Annotated in this window: 24 protein-coding genes; 23 read left to right on the top strand and 1 reads right to left on the bottom strand. The window is 33.0% G+C overall.

The window, feature by feature from the left end; genetic code table 11:
- Nucleotides 1-12: 12 nt before the first annotated feature.
- A complete protein-coding gene (locus AC4GZ8_RS25080) occupies nucleotides 13-579 on the bottom strand; it encodes a hypothetical protein (RefSeq protein WP_491084615.1) in 567 nt (188 codons plus the stop codon).
- Nucleotides 580-1,948: 1,369 nt separating this feature from the next.
- On the opposite strand from AC4GZ8_RS25080, the gene AC4GZ8_RS25075 reads away from it, so the two are divergent.
- The 23 genes from AC4GZ8_RS25075 to AC4GZ8_RS24965 all read left to right on the top strand — a co-directional run.
- Nucleotides 1,949-3,079, top strand: a complete 1,131-nt coding sequence (locus AC4GZ8_RS25075; RefSeq protein ID WP_491084614.1) for a ParM/StbA family protein — start codon at nucleotides 1,949-1,951, stop codon at nucleotides 3,077-3,079.
- Between the two features lie 5 nt (nucleotides 3,080-3,084).
- Complete coding sequence (locus AC4GZ8_RS25070) at nucleotides 3,085-3,450, top strand: hypothetical protein (protein WP_491084613.1); 366 nt, start codon at nucleotides 3,085-3,087, stop codon at nucleotides 3,448-3,450.
- An 89-nt stretch (nucleotides 3,451-3,539) separates the two neighbouring features.
- The gene (locus tag AC4GZ8_RS25065; protein ID WP_491084612.1) at nucleotides 3,540-3,737 is read left to right on the top strand and encodes a hypothetical protein; all 198 of its coding nucleotides are present in this window, start codon (nucleotides 3,540-3,542) and stop codon (nucleotides 3,735-3,737) included.
- 310 nt (nucleotides 3,738-4,047) lie between these two features.
- The gene (locus tag AC4GZ8_RS25060; protein ID WP_491084611.1) at nucleotides 4,048-4,608 is read left to right on the top strand and encodes a DUF3967 domain-containing protein; all 561 of its coding nucleotides are present in this window, start codon (nucleotides 4,048-4,050) and stop codon (nucleotides 4,606-4,608) included.
- A 321-nt stretch (nucleotides 4,609-4,929) separates the two neighbouring features.
- Nucleotides 4,930-6,201, top strand: a complete 1,272-nt coding sequence (locus tag AC4GZ8_RS25055; RefSeq protein WP_491084610.1) for a hypothetical protein — start codon at nucleotides 4,930-4,932, stop codon at nucleotides 6,199-6,201.
- Nucleotides 6,202-6,333: 132 nt separating this feature from the next.
- Nucleotides 6,334-8,781 carry a type IV secretory system conjugative DNA transfer family protein gene (locus AC4GZ8_RS25050; protein ID WP_491084609.1) on the top strand — a complete coding sequence of 816 codons (2,448 nt, stop codon included), beginning with the start codon at nucleotides 6,334-6,336 and terminating at the stop codon, nucleotides 8,779-8,781.
- Between the two features lie 31 nt (nucleotides 8,782-8,812).
- Nucleotides 8,813-9,319, top strand: coding sequence for a hypothetical protein (locus AC4GZ8_RS25045; protein WP_491084608.1), 507 nt, complete (start codon nucleotides 8,813-8,815; stop codon nucleotides 9,317-9,319).
- A gap of 180 nt (nucleotides 9,320-9,499) precedes the next feature.
- Nucleotides 9,500-12,985: an Ig-like domain-containing protein gene (locus tag AC4GZ8_RS25040; protein WP_491084607.1), complete on the top strand. Its 3,486-nt coding sequence runs from the start codon at nucleotides 9,500-9,502 to the stop codon at nucleotides 12,983-12,985.
- A gap of 164 nt (nucleotides 12,986-13,149) precedes the next feature.
- A complete protein-coding gene (locus AC4GZ8_RS25035; protein ID WP_491084606.1) occupies nucleotides 13,150-13,467 on the top strand; it encodes a hypothetical protein in 318 nt (105 codons plus the stop codon).
- Nucleotides 13,468-13,649: 182 nt separating this feature from the next.
- Complete coding sequence (locus tag AC4GZ8_RS25030) at nucleotides 13,650-14,249, top strand: HD-GYP domain-containing protein (protein WP_491084605.1); 600 nt, start codon at nucleotides 13,650-13,652, stop codon at nucleotides 14,247-14,249.
- 29 nt (nucleotides 14,250-14,278) lie between these two features.
- Nucleotides 14,279-14,899: a class F sortase gene (locus AC4GZ8_RS25025; protein ID WP_491084604.1), complete on the top strand. Its 621-nt coding sequence runs from the start codon at nucleotides 14,279-14,281 to the stop codon at nucleotides 14,897-14,899.
- Nucleotides 14,900-14,904: 5 nt separating this feature from the next.
- A complete protein-coding gene (locus AC4GZ8_RS25020) occupies nucleotides 14,905-15,396 on the top strand; it encodes a hypothetical protein (RefSeq protein ID WP_491084603.1) in 492 nt (163 codons plus the stop codon).
- A 55-nt stretch (nucleotides 15,397-15,451) separates the two neighbouring features.
- Nucleotides 15,452-17,590 carry a type IA DNA topoisomerase gene (locus AC4GZ8_RS25015; protein WP_491084602.1) on the top strand — a complete coding sequence of 713 codons (2,139 nt, stop codon included), beginning with the start codon at nucleotides 15,452-15,454 and terminating at the stop codon, nucleotides 17,588-17,590.
- A gap of 171 nt (nucleotides 17,591-17,761) precedes the next feature.
- Nucleotides 17,762-18,601 (top strand): S1 RNA-binding domain-containing protein, encoded by an 840-nt coding sequence (locus AC4GZ8_RS25010; RefSeq protein ID WP_491084601.1) that lies wholly within the window; start codon nucleotides 17,762-17,764, stop codon nucleotides 18,599-18,601.
- Nucleotides 18,602-18,996: 395 nt separating this feature from the next.
- Nucleotides 18,997-19,260 (top strand): hypothetical protein, encoded by a 264-nt coding sequence (locus AC4GZ8_RS25005; protein ID WP_491084600.1) that lies wholly within the window; start codon nucleotides 18,997-18,999, stop codon nucleotides 19,258-19,260.
- On the top strand, nucleotides 19,257-19,901 hold the full coding sequence (locus AC4GZ8_RS25000; protein WP_491084599.1) for a hypothetical protein: 645 nt from the start codon (nucleotides 19,257-19,259) through the stop codon (nucleotides 19,899-19,901). The genes AC4GZ8_RS25005 and AC4GZ8_RS25000 overlap by 4 nt, the downstream gene beginning before the upstream one ends.
- 313 nt (nucleotides 19,902-20,214) lie before the next feature.
- Nucleotides 20,215-20,781, top strand: coding sequence for a site-specific integrase (locus AC4GZ8_RS24995; protein ID WP_491084598.1), 567 nt, complete (start codon nucleotides 20,215-20,217; stop codon nucleotides 20,779-20,781).
- Between the two features lie 139 nt (nucleotides 20,782-20,920).
- Nucleotides 20,921-21,487, top strand: a complete 567-nt coding sequence (locus AC4GZ8_RS24990; RefSeq protein ID WP_491084597.1) for a hypothetical protein — start codon at nucleotides 20,921-20,923, stop codon at nucleotides 21,485-21,487.
- A 253-nt stretch (nucleotides 21,488-21,740) separates the two neighbouring features.
- The gene (locus tag AC4GZ8_RS24985) at nucleotides 21,741-22,037 is read left to right on the top strand and encodes a DUF2325 domain-containing protein (RefSeq protein ID WP_491084596.1); all 297 of its coding nucleotides are present in this window, start codon (nucleotides 21,741-21,743) and stop codon (nucleotides 22,035-22,037) included.
- An 88-nt stretch (nucleotides 22,038-22,125) separates the two neighbouring features.
- The gene (locus AC4GZ8_RS24980; protein WP_491084595.1) at nucleotides 22,126-22,578 is read left to right on the top strand and encodes a DUF5348 domain-containing protein; all 453 of its coding nucleotides are present in this window, start codon (nucleotides 22,126-22,128) and stop codon (nucleotides 22,576-22,578) included.
- Between the two features lie 21 nt (nucleotides 22,579-22,599).
- Complete coding sequence (locus AC4GZ8_RS24975; protein ID WP_491084594.1) at nucleotides 22,600-22,926, top strand: hypothetical protein; 327 nt, start codon at nucleotides 22,600-22,602, stop codon at nucleotides 22,924-22,926.
- Between the two features lie 98 nt (nucleotides 22,927-23,024).
- Nucleotides 23,025-23,597 (top strand): hypothetical protein, encoded by a 573-nt coding sequence (locus tag AC4GZ8_RS24970; protein ID WP_491084593.1) that lies wholly within the window; start codon nucleotides 23,025-23,027, stop codon nucleotides 23,595-23,597.
- A gap of 268 nt (nucleotides 23,598-23,865) precedes the next feature.
- Nucleotides 23,866-25,160: DEAD/DEAH box helicase (locus AC4GZ8_RS24965; RefSeq protein WP_491084592.1), on the top strand; the 1,295-nt coding region annotated here is incomplete at its 3' end.

Below are 25,160 nucleotides of genomic sequence, written 5' to 3'. Positions count from 1 at the left end.
AATCAACTCCTATTAGAACCTATGTATTCCAGAAAAATAATGATTACAAAAAGCTGTTTTCTGCTGAATATCGGATTCACTATAATTTCTTGTAACACATTCGAACCCAACATACTCCCCTGTTCTTGGGTCGACAATAGCAGCGTCAGGAGTAGCTTTATATTGTCCATGTTTTTCTACTATATCTGATTTGAACTTTTCGAAATCTACCCTATTTTTTACACTTACAAAAATCTCTGATTCAGTTTTCCACGTTTCACGAACCGAAGTTGGTAAACTCAAGTAACCATGCGTCAGTTTGAGATCATGAGCTAAATGGTTAGAATCAGGTCTGTATTTATATTTCATCCCTAGTTCTTTCTCGCAATATTTTTCCCCTTCAACATTTAATCGAACAATATCTTTATTTATCGTTACATAACCACTGTTCTCAAATTTTTGTAATCTACTACCATATAAACCAAAATGCTCTTCTAACTGTTCCTTCGTTGCGACTCCGGTTCTCCATAAACATTTCAAAGCATCTCTTTCTGTCATTTTAATGGCCTTTATTTTTGTAGACTTTCTTCCTCTAGCCACTTCCTAACACCTCACATCTAAAAAATACAGCTGGTATATCGCAATATATATCGGGGTACTTATTTTTGCTAAAAAGGTCGTAGACCGAGCAAAAATAATTGAGCGCTAGCTCAAAATGGTTTTTTTGTATTTTCTCTTAAAGGGTCGAAGACCTAAGAGAAAATACGGTGGGCAAAGCCCACAAGGTTTTTATGTTTCTCCATAAAAATGGAGAAACATTGAGTGCTATAAGCACTCAATGTTTTTGTATTTTCGATTTAAGGTCGTAGACCGGCGAAAATACTTGAGCGTAGCTCAAAGGCTTTTATTGTTCCAATCGTTTCAAAGACGATTAGGAACAATGTGAGCATAGCGAACAAGCCTTTCTATTTCTGAAGGGATTTTAATCCCTTTAGAAATAGCTGTGCGGTAGCACAGAAGGTTTTAGGTTTTATCATTTCACCAGAAAGGTCGAAGACCGGGTGAAATGATGTGAGTGCCATGCACTCACAGAGATCATCCAATCGGAGATTAGGATGATCTAGCGAAAACCCCAAGAGGTTTTGGGGAACAAAGTGACCTAAAACACTGGGGTGGCCCGAAGGGTTCGCAAGGGGTTGAGGGGAGCGCCGAGCATCAGGTTGCCACAAAAAGCAGCTTGCTGCGGTTCGCTGGTAACAGCGATTTTGTAGGCAACGCACCTCGGTATTTTCCAGGAGAAAATACACGAGGCTGATGCGAGGCGCTCTGTAATTATTGGTGAACCACTCACAAAGTTGAGAGGCGAACAATAATTACATTATAAGGCGTTAGGTTGAAAACCAACGCCTAATTTTTGATGAACACATCCTATAGATGTGATTCAGAAAAAATTACGTTATTTTTTATAGGATAAGCGTACCATTTTCGGGACGCTTATACAATCTTTTAAACACCTGAGCAACGAGATTCGAAAGAATCTCTTCACGCAAAAGCGTGGATTTTTAAGCGAGGGTGTAACGATCATAGATCGTTCATTCTTTTTATGTTCCCAGCGTAAGCGTACGGGAACATTGAGCGATTTGAGCGAACGAGTGTTTTTTTATTTCTGTGTTTAAGGCAACAGCCTAACAGAAATAATTGTATTTTCATCACAAAAAAGTTCCTTCTTCTAACTTGAAGAAGATATTTCTAGCAATTTTCTTCTTCTATTATCTTCAATGATATATTCATTGAAATTTATATTTATATTTTTATTTCAATGAAAAATATCATAAAAGCACTTAAAACCATTATAAATAAAGGGTTTTATTTCATTGAAAAAACGCTTGATTTACTAGAATAATAGTGTTAGTATTTAGTCAAGAGGTAAATATTTCATTGAAATTACATTGAATAAGGAGTGTTATTAATGCAAAATGTAGCAGCTGTAGATTTAGGGAATGCTATTTTTCAAGCAATTATTAATGGGAGAGAGTACACTATGCCTAATGTAATTGCTCCATGTGAAGAGGAAGTAAGTTATTATGATGAGTCTCAACTAGAACTATTTGAAAATATGGTAGTAGAAGTAGATTCAGCCTCACTAACTAGAAACAAAGCAAAATATTTTGTGGGGATCTCTGCTTCAACAAAAACAAACCAGTTACCAACTTCAAGTAACAATCAGAAAACTTCTGAAGATAGAACGATGGTACTTTTACTTAGTTTGCTAGCCTATCATTTCACTAAAGAAACTCCAGGTCAGAACACTATTGATATCGACTTCGATCTAGTAGCAACAGCATTACCTACCAGACAAGTCAAAAAGAACAGAGAAGACCTTAAAAAGAAAATTACTGGCCATCACACTGTTGTTTTCAAATATGTTCCTAACAGCCCTGATATTGAAGTGAAAATAAATATTAAGGATAGTGTTGTTGGAATTGAAGGAAATTTAGCGTTTTTAGCACTAACAAGAGACTTGGATACTCTTAAAGTAAAAGACGAAAGTCTGTTAAAGGAAACAATCCTTATTGCAGATTTAGGTGGTGACAGCTACGATCCAGCAGGTTTTAAAAACGGAAAACTAATAGATGATAGTAGCATTAAAGGTGAAACATTTGGTATCAATGAGTTCTTAGATAAGATTATTGTTGATATAGCTGATAATACTGGTTACATATTTAAGTCTAGACATAGTTTAGAACAAATGTTAATAAAGGGACCTTCTGAATGGGTTATAACAGTAGATCAAGAAGATGTAAATGTTTCTAAATATATTAAACCTCACTTTAGAGTAATGGCTGAGAAATTCCTTAATTTAATTGATGCTAGTAGAAAAAATAATTTGCTTCAAGGAGTTAAGAGAATTTACCCAATCGGTGGACCTGTTTTAGTTGCAAAACAAGTTATCAAAGAAGTGAATCATGAGAGACAAAAACCTTTAAAACTTGAATTAGATGTTGAAAATGTTGAGAGATTAAATCTAACAGGTTTATGGATTCTTGCTCAAGCAACCATGAAATCAAAAAAGCAAACGGTTAGTTCAGCGAAAGAGTGATGTCAATGGCAACATCTAAAAACAAAGGAAAAGGAATAGGTGACACAACAAGTTTTACTATTCCTGAAAAATTCAATCATGTGGATACTGGAGAAGTAATTCCGGTATCTGCAAAGATGTTACAATTTATTAATGACAACATAGAAAAAAGAAATCTTGTTCATGCGATTATGACAGCAATATTCAATCAAACACACGCAAGTACCAAAGAATCAAATGAATTCCAACGAGTAGAGCATAAAATAGATGAAATCCTAAAAAAAATAAACGAAGGAAAAGTTTTTGTTGGCTCTACTACTGAAGCAAGCGATATAGAAGATGAAGAGATTTCACAAGATGAACTTGATTCGATTGTTTCAGAATTCGGATAAGACAGGGAAGTTACTTTCCCTGAATTTTTTCACATAACTCATAACAATAAAAAACAATAAATTGTTACGAAAGGATAAGGTGATAGATTATGGTAAGTAAATTCATTGGCGCGTTATTTGGGCAATTAATGGGACTAATGCTTTCATTGGTAGTAGTTATTGTATTTGTTGAAGCAACTATTGGAATTGAAGAGCTAATAAGTATGTTTCAATCAACAAGAAGTACTATTGATATGTTAACTAACATGCCAGATATTCACGCTCAGTTAGATCAGTTAGGTAAGTAATGTATTACATTATAGAAAATTACGTGTAATAAATAGTATTATAGAACAATTTTCCTTTGTTTAATGAAATTTTAAATGATATTTCTTAAGATAAGAAACTATAAACGTAATACTAGGTAAACCTATTTTCATCAATGCTTAATAGATGGTAAACCTTTTATGCTAAAGAGAGTCCGTAAGGGCTTTTTTTTATAAGTCGATTACTGTCACATCATTTTCACTATCATATTACCAAAATCCCTTGAAATGAAAAGGATTACTAGTTTCTATATCGAACTTTAAAGAAAAGGTAATAAAGGGGTGATACGATATGTCAAACGATACTGGAACTATTGAGAAAGCTTATAGTACAAAAGATATCGCGGTAATGGTCGATATAGCCGAACCAACAGTTCGTAAATATGCACAAGCATTAGAAAGAAGTGGATATAGCTTCATTAAAGGGGAAAGTGGTGCAAGAACTTTTGTTGACCAGGACGCTATGGTTTTACGATATTTAAAGGATCTTCGTGAGAAAACTAAAATGTCAGTTGAAAAAGCGTCAGAGATAGTAGCAGTAAAGTTTAAGAAGGAGCCGATACAAAGTGAATTGGTTCCTGATATACCCAAAGAAACGCAACACGATAACCGATATGATGATCTTAAAATAAAAATGGAAAATCAAGAACAGGTAATAAAGCAGCTGGTAGAACGTTTGAATCAGCATGAAGAAGAATTTAAAAATATTTCGAATCGTGATCAAGCACTAATGAAAGCCATGAGAGAAGTACAAGAAACGAAAAGGTTATTGATAGAGTCAAAGCAAGAGCAAGAATCAAAAAAGAAGAAAAACTTCCTAGAAAGGTTTTTTTTAAAAGTAAAATCGAAATAAATGGAGAAAAAATGTTACGGTGAAATATTGAAGGAATGGAAAAATAGTAATACAATGATAGATAATAAATTACATAATTCAACAAAAAGGACAAAAAAGAAAGAGGCCCGATGCGCCAACATCGGAACCCCTAAGTACTAATACTAATTTCCTTAAATAATGTTAATTAAAGTATATAAAAATATCTCTATTGTTTCAAGAGTTTTGTAGAGTGTTTTTATATCCGTTAAAAGATTATCGTACTATTAATTTATTAAAGGAAAATAAGGATTAGTTTATGTACTTAGACCTCTTTCTAAAAAAATGAAGGAGGTATTTTTTATGCCAATCGATAGTTGGAAACAGTTTCTTACATGGGAAAAAGCTACCCAGGATACAATTGATTTCAAAAAAATGTATGTAGATATTATCGGAAGACGAGATGCAGGTATTGGAGTTAAAAAAGACAAGCATGGAAATATTGTAAATGGTGATGTGATTAGTGGACTCCTGCTATCTCAAATTATTTACTGGTATCTGCCGAATAAAAATAATAAATCAAAATTGCGAGAGAAAAGATTCGGGCATCACTGGATAGTAAAAGAAAGATCTGAATGGTGGGAAGAAATTCGTATTTCTGAGGCCAATTACAAAACTTCTATTAAAAGACTTGAAGAAGAAAATCTTGTAATAAAAAAAGTATTTAAACCTGCGGTGTTTGGTCATACAAAAACAGCTACTTGTATTCGATTGAATATTGAGGAATTTTTAAATAGAATTAAAGCCTTATTGGAATACGAACAATCTCTAATTCAAATAGATGAAACTAATGAAGATGATGAGTTCGAAAAATATCTAGAAGGTCAATTTGAAGAAGCAAATTCGGGAACGGTTGAATCGACCAATCCCAACGGGGACATGGGATTGGTTGAATCGACCAATCCAAAGGAACGGTTGAATCAACCAATCCAAAGGAACGGTGAAATCGACCATTCTATAGGATCGGTCGAATCAGCCAATCTATATTTAACAGAGACTACTAACAAAGATTACAAAACAAAGATTACTAACATAGATAATAATTTATTAGAAGAAGAAGGAGACCTAAAAAAAGCTGAATATAAACTTCAGTTTTCAGAATCTGAAATAAAAAATGCTTATCGTTTTATTGTTCCACAAATGCAGGAAGTATTTAATGAACTTAATTTCGAAGATGAATTTAAAAATCGAATTGTTTGCTATATGCATCAAAGAGGATTAAAATATTTTTCTCCAACTGAATATCGTTCAAAACGTATTGAAATTGAACGAAACAATCTTAAGGATAGGAAAGGTCGAAAAATAGGAGATTTAGCTTTATATATTGTTAATGGCTTGAAGCTTAATCGAGAAGGTAAGAATGATGATTCGAGAGCTTATCATCAAGAAAAAGCCAAAAAGAAACATCAAGAACAAAAGAAAAAAGAAGAAGAAAAACGTAATCAAATGAAGCGTGAATCAACAGGTTTTTATAATTGGCTTGAAGAAGATCATAAACCATTACCCCAATTTACTCGACGTAAAAAAAGTAATGTTTTAGCATTAGATTTAGAGGATGAAGAATTACCTTTTTAAAAGAAACCAATAGAATAATAGAAAAATAGGGGAAAAACATTCCCTATTTTTTTATATAAATCACGTAACATTAAAAGACTTAAAAAAGTTTTTTTACCTAGCTATATTAAAAAATGATAGGGAGGAAGAAACATGGAAATACTAGGATTCGAAATTGGACTTAAATGGTTACTTATTTTAGGAGCAATACCTGTAACGTTTCTTATCTTATTTTTACTCTTATCAAAACTAATCGGTGGAATGGGAGCTGCAATGGTATTCGGTGGACTTATGAGGTTTATCGGATTAATTTTAAAAATGGTATTTGGTGCAATTGCCTGGTTAGTCAGAAAAGTAATATTTAAATCGAAAGAATATACTGAAGACCAAAAAAATGAGCAAACTATTTGGAATGTTCAAGCCCTTATATTTCTATCGCTAAGCACACTCTTTTTATTAGCAACACCTAGTGTTTTAATTGGAGTATATGAATATAAAAGGGAAGGTTGGCTCTTTTTAGCCGTATTTGGTTTATTTTCTTTCTTTACTGGTCCGAAAATCGCAAATGCACCTATCCTCAAAAAATACAAATTCACAAAAGAATGGGGATCAGTAATTGTCTTGTTCATAACAGGACTAACTACATCAAGTGCAATTGTTCATTTATTATTTAAATTCCTTTATTTTCAGCAACCAAGTTTCACTTTATTTTCTTCTATGCTTGTTTATTTAGGATTTATTGGATTTGTTACATATAAACTTGTTATGGGTGATCAGGGTGTTGGTACACTAGCAAGATTAGAACGCGCAATGAAAAAAGCAGTAGAGTCTACAACTAAAAATAATGATAAATCTAATGATGTAACGTCTTCTTCTCAGGAAGAAAAAATACCAGATTTCCAAGTAGCTTTATCTAAGCCTACACAAAAAAATCCCAAGAAAACACCTATTGTTTTACCAGAAGTATCCCGATATCAACATATGCAGATTATCGGACCAACTGGTACCGGTAAAAGTATCTTAGGATTAAATTTAGCCACACAAGATATTCTTAATAAAAATTATGGGTTAGTAGCTCTTGAACCTACTAAAGACTTTGTGAGAAGTTTACGTGCCGTTGCTAAGAATACTGGCAGAAAATATTATTTTGTCGACCCAACAGACGAAAATACAGAGATCATTAATCCGTTAGATGGAGATGATATTGATGAAATCGCTGAAATAAACGCTTCAGCATTTGTTGGGTATCTTGGTAACAATGCAAATGAGTTCTATAAAAATAAACAAAAAAATGCTCTTAGAATGGCTATTAAAGTAGCTAAAGTCATTAAAGAAGATGAAGCTACCTACGATGATTTATTAGATATATTAAGGCCTACAGCTGGAGACTTACGAAAAAAGTACGCTAATCAAATAGAAGATAGCAGAATTCGAAAGGACTTAGAGGATTACGCTTTAGAATTTTCTGATCTAAAAATGTTTAACAATGCAATTCAAAACTATAATGGTCTTTTTGATTATCTGAAAGAATTAACTACTAATAAATACATGAGGAAAGTTATTTGCGGTAAAAGTACTGTACAGTTGCGGGATGTATTTAATAACGGAGACGTCTTACTGGTTACAACAGCTTACGGAAAATTGAAGCAACTAGGATTCGTTCTAGGACGTTTAGTTATAACAATGCTACAATCCGAAGTTTTTGCTAGAACAGAACTTGAAGATACGGAACGAGATAAATTACCTCCTATGGCGATCTATATTGATGAGGTACAAAACTATGTGAGTGAACCATTCGCTGAAATATTTGAAATGGCACGTAAAGCAAAGCTTATGATGCACATTATGCACCAAGGTTTATCTCAATTAAAAAATGTTAGTGAACGTTTAGAAATGACGATTTTCGACAATGCTCGACAAAAGGTTGTGTTTGGTGGTACAAATATAAAAGACTGCGAAATGTTTGCTGAACGTATAGGTGAGGAATACCAGAAGGTACAATCAACTAGCTCTGCTGTTTTAAATCCGTTACAAGTGAATGTATCTAATTCGGAGCAGTTAAGATTTAAAATGACACCTTCACAAATATTTAATCTACCAGGATTCCAAACAGATACATTCGAACCTGCTGAAGTATTACTTTTATTAGTCGTTCATAACCGTATACAACCTGAACAAATTGGACTAGTAACACCATTACCAAGAACAGTTTTCAAAGAAATGAAAGAATTAAACGATAGTGAAGATACTGAAATCGAAAATAATTTGGAAGAAAATTCACAAAATAGCGAAATAAAGCAGGAAAATAACACACATTCATCAAATATTGAAGAGGGAGAACCAGAAGACACAGTTGAACACACTAATAACTCTAATAATGAAGATCCTAATGTTGTAGAGCTTAAACCAAAAAAGAAACGTCGGAGAAAACGAGGGAAAAGGAATAATACTGAAAACACTCCGATTAATAATGATGATGTTAATACAAATACGGATAAAGATACTAAAATTGAAAGTAAAACCATAGATATTGATGATGAACTTGTAGATGAAGATGATAATTTCGATGATATTCTTTTAGAGTTAACTGACTCGAAATAGTTATGTAATTTAGAGAGGTAGAGAGTATAAAATGGATGGAGCTAGAATCTTAGAAGAAATACTAGAGATGGATACAGAAACATTAATTCAGGAAGTTAAGCATAACTATAACCTAACACCTGGACAAGAAGGGCTTTATATCTTACAAATTATGCAACAAGAAGGTTATACAAGGCACAAGGAAGTTGCCGATGTTTTAGGTGTGAGTAGATCTTATGTTTCTTTAAGAATAAAGGCTGCTAAAGAACAGTATGGAAATATAGCTCTGTCACGTCCAGCCGGACGTCCAAAGCACCTTGTAATGGAATTGGATGAGATATACGGTAATAAAGTACCCTTACGATTAATATCAAAGGTAGGAGAAATACCAAACAATGAATTAACTCGCATGTTAATGACACATGTAGTTAATCTGAATAAAGAAAATAGAGAAGATTTTTTTAAAGTGGTAGCTCAACAAGTAATCGATACAGAGGAATATACAAAAGAGGAAGTAATTGATTTATTATTAAAAGTAATTGAGGATTTAAAAAAATAGAAGAAGATAAAAACAGTAGTCCTTTTCGGATTGCTGTTTTTTTATTTTTATCGTAACAATAAAATACAATATATTTTTATTTACTGTGCTAGGTAAGTAGGATATAATAAATTTTGGAGATACGTTCTTTGAAAAAATAATACATAGGAGTGTGATTTAATGTTATTTAGGCGAAAATTTTTGTCTGTCGCGCTAATTATTACGTTAGTATTTTCTACTTTTCTACCATTTGGAACCACTGTTAAGGCTGCTGATCCGTTGGCTAACTTTACCGATCCCAATTTAAAATCTGCTATTCATGCATGGGTAGGTATTCCTGAAACAGATCCGATTTATAAATCTGATATTCAAAATAAGATTGATAGTGGGAGCTACGAACTTAGAATAGATAGTAAGGATATATCTGATTTGAGTGGAATGGATATTTTTGCTGGTACAGGACTTCAAATACTAAATTTAAATTTTAATAATATTTCTGACTTAACACCATTAAGTACTATAACAGAACTTAAAACTTTAGAAATTGTAAGAAATAATATTTCTGATCTTAGTCCTTTAAGTAACTTCACGAATTTAGAAACGTTATGGGCTTGGGGAAATCAAATTTCAGATATATCAACAATAGCTAATTTTACTAATTTAAATGCACTTAGTTTGAGTTCTAATAGTGTTTCGGATATAACACCTTTACAAAATTTAACCAATTTAACTCAATTAGATTTATCAATCAACCAAATTAGTAATCTATCTCCAATTCAAAACTTAACTAATTTAAGTATTTTAGAGTTAAAAAGTAATCAAATTACGGATATAACTCCTTTAGCAAATCTCGTAAATCTTACTCAACTTAATATATCTTCGAATAAAATCCAAGATATAAGTTTAGTTTCAAATTTTCCTAACATGGAAGATTTAGAGCTTTCTCAAACCCTAGTTCAAGATATATCACCAGTAAATGGATTTGCGAATTTATGGAATTTAAATATGGCAAATACGCTAGTAACAGATATAACCGTATTAAACAACTTACCTAGTTTAATGGTTTTCACCTTAAATGGTAACTATATGAATGTTTTTGCAGGGCCTAATAAGGATGCCTTAGATGCACTTCCAGGAACGAAAACTATCAATAACCAAAAGAAATACGGAGTTTATGACACTAATAACTCGATTTGGGTAAGTTCCATTAATTTAAATGTGAACGATACGGTTAAACCTTTTAAACACTATCTAACAAATAACGGAAGTGATTTCACTGAAAACCTCACTTTCACTCCATCAATAATGGAATATTTTAATGCCAATACAATTTTTTCTTCGGCTGATTCCAATATTGCTACGGTAGACAATCAAGGGAACATTACAGGAGTAAGTAATGGTCAAACTACTATAACAGCACATGCTTTTGGCATTAATTCTGAATACACTTCTTATCAGATTGACGTAATTGTTGCGGGTCCTACAGTAGAGAGTCTAGAAGTTACTCCTATAACGGCAACAATTCAGGAAGGTGAAACACAGCAATATGTAGCTACTGCTCAATATTCTGATGGAAGTACGAAGGATGTTACTAACGAGGCAACATGGAGTTTAAGCGATCCATCAATAGTCGATATTGACCAACAAGGATTAACAACTGGTAAAATAGCTGGAAGAACTGATGTAACGGCAACGTTCGAAGGACTTTCCGATACGGCAGAATTGATTGTAGAGGCACTTCCGCCATCCTTAGTAAGTCTAGAGGTAACTCCTGCAACAGCAACAATTTATGTAGGAGATAGTCAAAGCTACATAGCAACTGCACATTATTCAGATGGTAGCCAAAAAGATGTTACTAACGAATCTACCTGGAGTGTTACAGATGGAGCAATTGCAGACATAGATCAAAATGGCTTGGCTACAGGTAATCAACAAGGTACTACGCTTGTCACGGCAGAATATGGAGGTTTATCTGACAATGCAGAATTAATTGTACAGCCACTTCCAGTAATACTTACTGGTCTAGAGGTAACTCCAAAGACTGCTACAATTTTAGTGGGAGAGACACAAGATTATAAAGCTACAGCTTATTACTCAGATGGCAGCACAAAAGATGTAACGAGTGAATCAGTATGGATTGTTAATGATACAAATATTGCTCAAATAGATGGAAATGGAGTGGCTACGGGAAAACAGGCAGGAGCAACTGGGATTACTGCAACATTTGAAGGATTATCAGATAATGCTGAACTTATTGTAAATGATCCACCACCTGTTGTTACTTTAGAAAGAATAGAAGTAACACCGGAAACAGCTACAATAAATGTCGATGAAACTCAACAATATATAGCGACTGCCATATATAGTGATGGAAGTACAATGAATGTAACAATGGAATCCGTTTGGTCGGTATCTGAAGAAGAAATAGCTTCTATAAATGAAGTGGGTGTTGCTACAGGAAAGGTTGAAGGGACAACCACTGTAACAGCCTCTTATAATGGCCAATCAGATAACGCTAGCTTGATTGTTGAAGATGTTACACCTGCCCCAGTAGAATTAATTGGGTTAGAAGTAACGCCAAAAACATCTACAATTTATGTGGGAGAAACACAACAATACAAAGCTACAGCTGTTTATAGTGATGGTACTAAAAAAGAAGTTACAGAAGAATCTTCTTGGAAAGCTCAAGATGCAGAAATTGCTGAGATAAACAAAGGTTCTGCAAAAGGGTTAAATTCTGGATTAACTTTAATCACAGCAACATTTGAAGGAATGTCAGACAGTGCGAATTTAAATGTTCTAGACCTTCCTGTTACTCTTGAAAAGTTAGAAGTTTTACCAAATACAGCAACTATATTTGTTGGGGAAAAACAACAATATAAAGCAATTGCAACGTATAGTGATGGAAGTCAAGAAGATGTAACAACTCGCTCTGTATGGACTATTTCAGATTCTTCGATTGCGACAATTGATAATAATGGTTTAAGTGCCGGAAAGCTTCAGGGAAAAGTTAAAGTATCTGCCAAGTATAACGAAATGATGGATTCAGCAGAATTGATTGTTAAATCAAAACCCGACTTAACACCGAAAATCAAGGCAAAAGAAAAAGTACAGATAAATGAAGACTTTAATGCTTATGTTACATTAAAAAATATCGGTGAGAGAGATGTTGAAGACGACTTTAAGTTAAGTATCTATGTGAAGAAGAAGGAAGAGGCTAAAAATGATTCTTCACTGCTTTCTTGGATTTCATCCTTTATAATGCCATCGGTAGCTCATGCTGCTGAGCTTAATGAAGAAGGATGGGAATTGCTAAAAGAAGTTGTCATTACTAAAGGGTTTAAAGTTGGGGAGGAAAAAGAAGTAGTTGTTCCGTTATCTTTTGCAGAGGAAGGTGAATATATTCTTAAAGCTGTTGCTGACCAAGAAAATATTATACCTGAATTAAATAAAGATAATAATCAAGATGAAACATTAACTATTACAGTGTATAAACCTGACACTGAAGAAGAGACACCAGATGAAGAAACACCACCAAATGTACAAACTCCTGGGGTTCCAAAAACAGGTGATGGCTCAACAGAAAATAAAGAAAACGGGTTTGTAATTATAGTTATTACAGTTATTGCAACACTCCTGACAACAATTGTTTTATACAGAAGAAAAAATAATATAACAGAACATTAATTTAAAAAGGCTTCTGAAACTTTCAAAAGAGTTTCGGAAGTCTTTTTCGTAACAATAAAAGTTTATTTATTTTTATTTACTGTTCTAGGTACGTAAGATATAATTATAGTGCTTCTATCTGAGTAGTGTGTGGTTGTTATCAAAAAATATTAAGGAGTGGTTTTGTGAAAGCTAAATTATTGATTGGTAGTTTTATGATTTTATCATTTGTGTTTGGTTTTTTTGTAAATTCTTTTTTTGAAAAAGAACAAGAAATTGTTGTTACTGTAGATCAAAAGGTACAGAAGGTTACTGCTTGGGATATTACTTCAGGAAAAGTTCTATGGACTTCTAAACAACTTGAAGATTTAAACGAAGATTCTACGCCTTTAATAACTAATACAAACAAAGAAGTAATTGTTTCATTAGGTAGTACTGTTCATGTGTTAAATAAAGAAACAGGGGATATCCTCTCCTCATTCCAATCAGTTTCTGCAAATTAAAAATGATTTTATAATATAATCTGAAAATTCCTTTATGATACCTGGTTAATTTAAACTGTAAAAAAATAATTTAAAAGGCTTCTGAAACTTTCAAAAGAGTTTCGGAAGCTTTTTTGTAACAATAAAACAATAAAAAATATTAATTTATCTAGCTAGAAATGTGATATAATTTTACTAGATAAATGTCGAAAGGAGGGAGTCTTATAGTTACTCTCTTAAAATCGGAATTTAAACTACTGGATACTCTCAAACATCATGATTCTCATACTTATGTCCATTCAATTAGTGTTGCTTTCTTACTGAGTAAATTCGGACAGTATTTAAAAATGTCTTCCGAAGAAGTAGCTGATCTCGAAAAGATAGGATTGTTGCATGATATAGGGAAATTGAAAATTGATTCCTATATATTAAATAAAAATACAAATCTCACTAATGAAGAATGGTCATTAATTCAAAAACATCCATTGTACGGTTATGACATCTTAGATAAAGAAGAAATTGATCCTAAAATAAAAAAAGCTATCTTAGAACATCATGAAAATTTTGATGGAACAGGATATCCATATGAGATTAAAGGAGAGGATATTTCTTTGTATGGCAAAATGATACGCATTGTAGACAGTTTTGATGCCATGACATCTAACAGAAGTTACAGTAATGCCAAGTCTTATTCAGAAGCTCTGAAAGTAATATTAAGAGGCGCAAACAGATTGTACGATCCATTTCTAGCCGAATTATTTGTAACTATGTTAAAAGACCCGAAACAACAAAGAACAGGCTAAAAGGGCCTGTTTTTAATTAGGAGATGTTTATGAAAAGCCCATATAAATTATTTATTATCGTAATGATCCTTAGTATTGTTGGCACGTTTTTAATGACATCTGCTAGTAATGATGAACAAGTAATCAATAACAATAATAAGATTAATAACCCTATTGAAACGAAGGAAAAGTCTAACCCAGGGAAAATTCAAAAACATAAACCCGTGGAAGAAGTCTTACCAATAAAGATAAATATAAATGGAATTGAAGCTCCTATATCACCAGTAGGGCTTACAGAAGATGGTGCTATGGATACCGTTGATGATGCAAAAGCCATCGCTTGGTACAAATACGGTTCAATCCCTGGTGAAAAAGGAAATGCATTATTGGCTGGTCACCGTGGTTGGAAAGGTGAACAAGGTACATTTAGGAACTTAGAAAAACTTAAGCTAGGTTCAGAGATAACTATTGAGTTTTCCGATGGTAGTAAAGAAATATTCATCCTAGAAAAAACAGAGATATACGATAAAGATCACGTTCCTACGGATGTCATGAGAATAGATGGTGAGGAAAGAACAACGCTTATAACTTGTGGAGGGAAGTTTATTAGAGAACAAGGTACCCATCAAGATAGAGTCTTTTCTATATTTAAACACAAACAAGGAGAGTGATTATTTTGTTTAATCTATTAAAAAGAAATTCTACTAATTTTACTAAAACGAATAGTGATGATACTGAAAAAATAAAAAGAATTTTTTCTTTTTTCGAAAGACAACTTAATGAAATTGAGGAAAATGAAAAAGTAAAGATTAAAATGGCCAATGAAATCACTGTTATTAACAATGCAATTGATGAAAGTATTTCTTTAAAATCAGAGTTAATAACGCTATTATCTCGTAAATGCGTTGATAACGAATTGCATATGTATTTTATTCGTGTATTGAGTCAAGAAATTCATTTAATTGTTAATGGAAGACTCAGAAACAAAGATAACGAACATTTTCACGTCTTTTTATTATTCCGTTTACAACGTTCTATTCAACTACTTATTGCAATATTAAAAACAATGACCGAAGCACAAGGGATTTTGATTTTTAAAGATGAAAAGTGGTTAATAACAGAATATTTAAATGGAAATACGGAAATAACAAGACATTTCGATTATTAAGAAATATAAAAGTTATTCAAGCTAATTACATCAAAAGTAAGGAGGAATAGGAAGGATGAAAGCAATCCTCGCAGAAAAACCAGACCAAGCAAGGAAACTTGCAGCTCCCTTTAATTCCGAAAGTAAGAAAGGATACATAGAAGTTAAACCATGCAAGACATTCCCCAATGGCGCCTATATAGTTTGGGCAATTGGTCATTTATGTAGTTTGTCTGCTCCAGAAAAATATAAAGAAGAATGGAAGAACTGGAAGCTTGATACATTACCTATGATTCCAGAAAAGTTTAAACACGAAGTTGTGAAGGACAAAGCAGCACACTTCAAAATTGTAAAAGAAAAATTAGGCGACCCGAAGGTTAATGAAATTATTATCGCTACAGATCCTGCCCGTGAGGGAGAGTATATTGCACGAATCATTATTCAAATGGCTGGTGTAAAGAAACCAATTAAACGCCTTTGGAATTCTTCATTAACTGTAAACTCAATACAAAAGGCTTTTGATAATCTTGTAAGTGAAGAAAAAACTAGACCACTTTACCACGAGGCACTAGCGCGTTCTTACAGTGATTGGCTAGTGGGGATGAACACAAGCAGAGCATACACTATTTTATTACGTCAGAAAGGCATTAAAGAGACTTTTTCGACAGGCAGGGTACAAACACCCTTACTTTCACTAATTGCTAGGAGAATGAGGGAAATAGAAGTATTTAAACCTAAAGATTATTATGAGGTTATTGCTCAATTTCAAATTGAAGAGGACGAATATTCGGGTAAGTACTTTAAAGAAAAAGAGTATGTTCGTTTTGAGAATAGTGAGGACGCTTTAGTTATTGTTGGTGAGTGCAAAAATCAAAAGGCTACTATCATCGAAATGAATACTGAAAGAAAGAATATAGCTCCACCATTGCTATACAGCCTATCTACTTTGCAAGCAAAGGCAAATGAAAAGTTTAAGATGGCGCCAGCTAAAACATTGGAGATTGTTCAGTCCTTATACGAGCGAGGATTCGTTTCATATCCTCGAAGTGATTCTAATTATGTTACAAAGGAAGAGGCTTCGGAATTCCCTAAAATTTTATCAGAGCTTAAAAATATTGATGATTATAAGGATATTATAGTTAACAAAGATATTTCTGGAAACAAACGTTTTGTAAATGAAGATAAAGTAAGCGATCACTACGCTATTATTCCAACAGACCAGGTTCCTAACATATCTAATCTATCAGATGATGAACACAAAATTTATGACTTAATTGCTAGGAGTTTAATAGCTGCACATTATGATTCGGCAGTTATTGACCAAACAACATTAATTACACAAGTAAGTAATCACCAATTTAAGACAACAGGGAGACAAATTATCAATGAAGGATGGAGAAAAATCTTATTTGAACAAGAAAAGGCAACTGATGAAGAAAATAAAGAGTTACCTTTAGTAAAGAAAAATGATTCCGGAATAGTTAAAGATATAGAAGTGAAAAAAGGAACCACCAAACCACCTAAGCCTTATACAGAAGGACAACTGATTACACTTATGAAAACGGCAGGCAAGACAATTGATAACAAAGATTTAGAAAATGAAATTGATCAAAAACTATCATCTATTTCTATTGGTACTGAAGCAACAAGGTCGGGAATTATTCAAACATTAAAGGATCGTAAGTACATTGAAGTTAAAAAGAATCAAGTTTTCGTTACACCAAAAGGACAGATGCTTGTTGAAGCTGCCGAAGGAACAATTCTTGCTAGCGTAGAATTAACAGCACAGTGGGAACATTACTTATCAAAAATTGGACAAGGCAAAGCTTCAGGACAGAACTTTATTAGTAAGTCTAAGGAACTTGCAGAAAAGCTAGTTAAAGATGCAATTGCTCAATCAAAAGATTGGCAGATTACCAGCTTGGTAGAGGAAATAAAAAAAGAAGATGTCCTCGGACAATGCCCGATGTGTAACAAAGAAGTTGTCGATAAAGGTAAACTTTATGGATGTATCGGTTATAAGGAGAATGGATGTAGTTTTAAGATTTCTAAAACGATTCTAGGTAAAAGTATTTCAAAAACAAATGTAGTCAAACTTCTTACTAAAGGAAAAACTAATCTGATAAAGGGCTTTAAAGATGGAAAATTCGACGCGTATTTGATTTGGAAGGATAAATCGAAGGGTGAAACAACATTTGAGTTCAGTAATAAATAATCATCAAATAGGAGGATCTAATATGTACGAAGAAGGTAATGTTTTTAAAGGAATAATCAACGGTGTATTTCTTAGTATCCCCTTATGGTTCTCTCTATTTGGATGGTTAAAGATATTCAAGGTCTTTAATTAATGTATAATAAGAATTATTGCGTTACGGGGGAAAGTGCTATGGAGATAGTTAATCTTAATCATGTAACTCCAGAAGGTACATCGATCGATTTTAAAAAAGAGAAAACACTTGATAGATTATATAAATTAATGAAACAAGGTCAAATAGTAAAAGTGAGAGTGGATCAAGTAAGACAAGTACCTAGTGAACAGGAAGAAACTGCTTATGTATGGAAAGTCGAATTTGATGGAATCAACGGTATAATTCAATTTGAAGATAGTGGACTTGAATATAAAAATCAAATGAAGCAGTTTGTCGGTCAAGAAATTTTTGTTCGAATAAAAAAAGTAAAAAGAAATCCGGCTTATGTGATAGCAGACAGAAAGTCTGCCCTGCAATTATTAAAAAGTCAGCTTTTTGAACAATTAAACGAAGGAATGGTTATTGATAGCATTGTAAAGGGTGTTGGAAATAATGAGGTTTATGTAGATATAGGTGGTGGTTATACCGTTAGTTTAAATCGAAAAGAAGCAACTCTATCTTCTGCTAGAAAGTCATTACGTCGTTTTTTCCATATTGGCCAACGAGTGAAAGTAAAAGTTCTATCTATTAATAAAAATAAGCAGCAAGTAAAAATTTCGCATGTAGCCACATTAAAAAATCCTTGGGAATTATATAAGTTATCTAGAAAAGATGTTGTTACAGCTGAAGTTGTAAATGTTACACCTAATAACGTTGTGTTTGCAGAAGTGGAGCCAGGTCTAGATGCTATTGTTACCATTGGTGATATACCGATTACTTTAAAAATCGGGGATATTATACAAGGAGTCGTGACTAAATTTGATTCTGCAGAAAAGAAATTAAGACTACGATTTAAAGATAAAGTTCAAGTTGAATAACGAGTAAAAATACCTACTACCGAAAAACGGTGTAGGTATTTTTTATAGAATTGAACTATTGAATCCTATGATTCTCAAATGCTATAATATACTTGTACAGTTAATTCTGTACTAGGTGATTAAGTGGTTTATCCACTCAAGGTGAAGATATGGTACCCGTACCAAGGTTCGGTTAGTCATATCTAGGAATGAGGAGTACCCGTATCTAGATACGGTTAAAACATTCCGTTATGCCTTTCTCCTAGTTTAATTGAAATTCAATGTGTGTGTTATAGGAGACTGCTTTTCCCTTAATTCATTTGTCTGTTTTAGAGAGATGGATAAAGGGAGGAGCAGTCTCTTCCGTTTTTTACACACACAAAATGAATTGAAATTACTAAGGAGGAAGCTAGGTTATGAAAAGAATTACATGGTTTAAAGATCAGTTTGGGGAAGTACATATCTGGAATGAAGAGGTGGTTCCATTTACCACTAATTTAGATTCAGCAGACTTTTGTATTCAATGTCACGATCCTTCTGCAATATTCCTCGTTCCTGAGGTAGAAAATGCAGAAGAATGTGATTGGGGTTGGGTAGACTTACCTTTCCAATTTGAATGTATTAGTAATAATGTTGAAACAGATGTGTATGAGGCTGAGAGAGTAGGTGTAGCTGTATGATTTTACGCAGTGAATACTCATTTTTCCTCGATCATCCTGAAAAAATTGGATTATATTTTAACCTAATTAAACGTGATAAAGTTAGTGCGATTATTCGTTCTAATCACTCTGATTGGTTAAATGAAGCACTCAAAATGATTTCGCAGCATGTTGTTAATGAAACATTATTTGCTTTAGTTGGTACTAATAAGGTCAAAGGAAAAGAATATTTTGCTCTTTATCTTTCTTATAATGAAGATGAAGTAAAATGTCGTCCTGGTGAACTTTTTGTATTAACTAAAAAGCAAATAATATCTATTGGCGCTGGTGAAGATTATAATGGTGTTTTATGTGTCCAATGTAATAAGGATGTAGAGGCAATGCTTACCGTTACCTCAAAAGTCTTAAAATTACCTTTCGAAACAGTGAAAACAATCATTAATAGTATTTTTAACACAAAATACTATGAGGTTCCTGATTTTTTCAATGTTCTTGAAAGAAAGGTATTACCAAACATTCTTCCTTCCGAACAAGTTGTGAGCTTTATTGAGCTTTTATGTGAGGTAACTTCACTGGGAAAAGCCAAGCTTCATACTTACAATCAATTAGGTTGTTATGTAAAAGAAAGAGAAGAATATTTAAATCCGATCATGGCGATTTAACAAAGACAAGGTTAATTGAAAACACAAGGTGAATAAAAAATAGTAACACAGAAGGTAAATTAATGTGCAGGTTTTGAGCTCAACTTTTATTTGCATTTTTGCAAATTTGGTGCTCCCTCACTTTCTTTACCTTCTTTTTTATTAAAAACGAATGATACACAATCTAATTAAGTATCATTCGGTAAATTGATAGAAACCTTGATACATAAGGGTTTATGGCTATTTATAAAAATAGGTACAAGAAAAATAGTTTTTGAATGATACTTAAGTTATAATTTAATATAAATAAGTATCATTGAGAGGGTGAAGCTATTTGGAATTTGTAGAGCCTATTAGAGATAGAAAAAAGATAGAAGATATTAAGAAGTACCTTTCAAGCAATAAAAGAGATTACCTTTTCTTTGTATTAGGCATCAACTCTGCACTTCGAGTAAGTGATTTATTGGATCTAAAATTTGCAGACATTATAGATGAAAAAGGTAAACCACTAGATTACATAAAACTTCGTGACACCAAGACAAACAAACATAACAGGTTACCCCTAACAAAGAAGGTAAAAAAAGCAATTTTAGATTATTGCCAAGAGTCCTTTGATGGAGATTTAGACAGATATGTATTTGTCAGCAGGAAAGGTGTAAACAAGCCTATCCAACGACAAATGGCTTGGAAGATTATAAAAAGAGTAGGAGATGCTACAGGATTAAAAGATTTAGGTACACATTCATTAAGGAAAACGTGGGCCTATCATAGTTATAAGTCTGGAACTGATATTGCTATTATTCAAGACATGCTTAATCATAGCAGTTCTTCTGTAACACTTAGGTATATTGGAATAACTCAAGATGAAAAAGATAGGGCAGTTCTAGGTCTAGACCTTTAGAATTCCCAGATAATTAGTAAAATTGTACTAATAAATGCCGATATATATAGAAACACTTACTCTTTTAAACACCTTCTATATTGGCCGGAATCAAGCTTTTAAAAAAAGAGAGGAATTGGTAGATTTGAAGCAAAATGTAATGGAAAAAATCGTTGTAAATATATTTGATCGGAATCCAGAAGCATTTAAGCAAGTTTTATTAAATTTATATAAAAACACTCATTTAATAGGGGCGCAAGATGATAACTACGAATGGTGCATGGTCGTTACAGCAAAAGGGAAACTAAAAATCTATGAGCAATTAAAATTTGTTTATGAATTTAAAGGGCGTTCGGAAATACTAGAATATGAATATGAAATTCTTGGACAGGAATATGTAAATATATTAGACAAAAAGGATTATTCAAAAGAAGTTATCAATCGATTAGAAGAAATGGGAGCTGTAGAACCTTTCATTAACTGGATTAACTCAAGAACATCGGAAGATGATAAGAAGATTTTAGATCCTGAAGCATTGCGATTTAAGAAGGCAGAGAATTTACTATTTCTTTTAAGTCAATGGAATAAACATATTTACCAGGAAGCCGAAACTAATATTTACAACCTCAATAAAGAGAAGAATATGGTAGTTTGGTTAAATGAAAAAATGGCCATTATCGAATCAACGATTAATTGCTTACGGAAAGAAATAAAGCATTCAATGTAAATCACTCTCTAACGGTACATAAACCAAAGTTATGTACCTTTTTCTTTTTGTCGTAACAATAAATTACTTTTTTTATGAAGTTCTATATAGCTAGATAGAAAGATTTGTGTTAAAATACATTTATAAAGATAAATATAAGGTGGTGAAATAACATGTATCATTTATTCTTTCTTGCACAATGTGTTCTTATTGTCTATTTAGTTTATAAATTCATTCCTGGTCCAAATAAAAAATAAGAAAGGAGAAAATATCCATGAAAGTTATAGGTATTATTGGAGGTAGTCAAAAGAAAAGTTGTAAACAATTAGGAAAGAAAGGAGGATTTGAAGTACTATTTCATGACGGTACGGGAAATGGTTCAAAAAATAAGACAGCTTTCCAAAAAATTGTCGATAAAGCTGATTGTATTGTAGTTATGTTAGGAGCTATAAGTCACGAATCAATGTGGTTTGTGAAGGATCTAGCGAAAAAGTATGGAAAACCAATTACATATCATCATGGATTCGGTCTTAGTGGAGCCATAAAAAAAGGAACTGAATTAGTAAGTTAACTAGCTCAGATCCATAATAATATCTCGCAAATATTATTATACACAGTCATAATAAAAATAAAAGATATAAACGAAGGAGAATGTTATTGTGAGCGAATATAAGAATGATATTTTAAACGCTAATGAGTACCTTACTACAGCTGCTCATTCACTAAAAAGATTTTCTAAATTAATAAATGAAATTGAAGAAAACGGTAGTTGGTCCCAGGAATCTGACGATGATTTAAGGTCATTATATTTTCTATTTAATCAATTGGACTACAAATATGTTAGCAACTTAATAAGTGCCGTAGAAACGCTTAATAAGCCCGTTGTAAGAGAGGGAATTATGGTTCTTCAGGAAAATGAACGATATTCTGTTGATGGTTATGAGTTATCCAGTGGTTCACCTATAGAAATCTATGATGATGAGGATGAAGAAGAACACTATCATCATTGGTACCCAACAAGACTTGAACACTCACATGAACACGGTGGTTACTACGCTGTTGGAAGACCTAAAATGAAATTAGCTGGTAAAAGGGCTAGAATTCGATATTAAAAAATGAAGGGAATGAGTAACATGAACAAATATAAAGCTAAATTTATAGAAGAATTTTGGAATCAATTTAACAACTGTCGTTCCGAAGAGGACTTTGCTAATCTTATTGCTTGGATTTACTTTGAAAATCAAAAAGCATTTGTAGATTTACCTATAAAAGAAACTATCGCTCAAATATGGAAAGTGTGTCCTTCAGCCGTAAATAAATTTGTTGAATACGGTGGTGCGTCAGTAGCTGCACTATTAATTTTAACCATAAGAGACGAGTTAAATGAAATGGCGTTAGATGATCTAAATAGCTTGAAAGACCAATTAATTGTTTCGAATAAATTTTTGGTAATGAAATAAAAGTGCACCGTACACTTTGGTTAACCGAGGTTAACTAGGTTAGAGCCACAAATTACATAAATACGAATTAGTTAACTACCAAGGAGAGAGATAAGCGTATGTTAAAACTAACTACAAGCCAATTGTTATTTTTAGAAGATGCCATTCGAAAAGCTGAAGTAGAAGATATGGTGGGATATCCTGATTCAAATGGACAACCAAGCGAAAGAGATAAGGAAATCATAACTCTAATGGACTTTTTCAGCAGCTTAAGACCTGGACAAGTTCTAACTAAAGAGGACCCCACAAAAAATATTATAGCTTCATTAGATGGGGAGAATATTGACGAAATTGTTGAAAGGAATACCCTTGCTTTCTACAACCATTTTGATAGCAATATGCATGACTACCATACAACCAAGCAAAAAGCCACATTGGAAATGGCTATTACAGTAGCAAAAACCATTAAAGGAAATGAAGCTACTTACCAGGATGTATTAGATATTTTGGATCCTAAATCTGGAGACTTACGGAAGAAATACATCAGCCAATTAGAAGGTGAATTTATTCAACGTAATTTAATGGATTATAATGAGGAATTTTCTGACGATGATCCAACAATTTACGAGTATTCTCTTAAAATTTATCAAGCTCTATTTGAATATCTAAAAGGATTATCAACAAAAGGATAGGATTTACTTAACATATGATTTAGCAAAGATATATATGGAACGGTTGGAAAGTTCTCCGAAAAACATAAATATCTAAACGGATAAAATTCTGAAAACCCGTAACAATAAACAACTGAAAAATGTTATAATTAGAGTGGGTAAATTACCCACTCTTCTTTTTTGTGTTCTAGGTTGCAGGTCCCCTGCTTCTCTTTGCTCTTTCTACTAAGAGAGGACAAAGAGAAACAGGGGAACTCCCTGGATTTTCACAAAAAAGGAGAATGATAGTATGCAAAATCAAACAAACGGAATTTTTCTTCCAGATAATCTCAATCACTTACCAGCTGCACGTAAGGCAGACGAATTGATTGAACTAATGAAGCATAACTCAGTAATCATTGTAGAAGGCGAAACAGGTAGTGGAAAATCTGTCGTACTGCCAACGGTAATTGCTGAACATTATGGTAAAGATCACTCACGAGTAATCGTCACTCAAAACAGACGTTTACTTTGTGAAAGTATCTCAAAATTTGTTAGTGAATCAATCGGTTATGAGGTTGGAACTCCAGTAGGTTATCACTTCAAAGGTGAGAAAAAAGGAAATTTCAAAACTCATTTGAGCTTCGAAACTACAGGAACTGTATTAGGACAATTAAGAAATAATCCTTGGTTATCCGGTATTCAGTGTATTGTGGTTGATGAAGTTCATGAGGGAGCAGTGGATCAACACTTACTGTTGTCACACTTGAAAAGAATTGTGGAAAGCAATCCTAACTTCAGAATTGTTCTAATGTCTGCTACGTTATCCACTGAGAACAAAAAGAGATTTAAGAGTTTCTTTAATGTACCTGTGGGATTCTTACAAGTTGAAGGTCGTTCTTATCCAGTCGAAAGAAAATTTACTGGTCATAAGATCAATTGTAAACAGCCGTATCAACGAATTAAGAATCAAGTGACTCTCTATACTGTAGAAACCATTATGGAGGCTTATAACAAGGTAGAACAAGGAACAATTTTAGCTTTTCTTCCTGGGAAGGCTGAAATAGCTGAAGCAACTCGACGACTTTCACAATATGGCCAAAAATCATTTTCACTTCATGCTGAAACAAGTGAAGAAGAAAAGGCTGAAGCCATAAAAGGGAATTGTAAAGGCAAAAAAATTGTTCTTTGTACTGAGGTTGCTCGATCTGGTCTTACTGTAGAAGGTGTACAAGCTGTAATTTCATCTGGTTACGCAAGAGTAGGACAAGTTGAGAGCACTAAACAAGTATCTGGCATTCGAACCAATTTAACAGATTGGGCATCTCTAAAACAAGAAGGTGGACGTACAGGACGTACTTGCCCCGGTGTTCATTACATTGTTGGTGATGAAGATACTATTAGACCTAGCAACCCAGAGGTAGCAATCAAAACAACTGATATAACAGCTAACATTCTAAATCTATTAGCAACAGTTGGTGACATTTCAAACTTTAAATGGTTTGTATCACCAGGAGAGAAACAACTCACTAACGCTTTTAGAGCCTTAGAACATCTTGGAGCTGTTACATCAAACGAAGGAAAGGGTTGGAAACAAGCCCATTC

The sequence above is a fragment of the Metabacillus sp. RB-C-LZQ-3-1 genome, from assembly GCF_058315175.1.
Note: the sequence above shows the minus strand (reverse complement) of the source record. Positions and strands in the feature narration are given on the sequence as shown.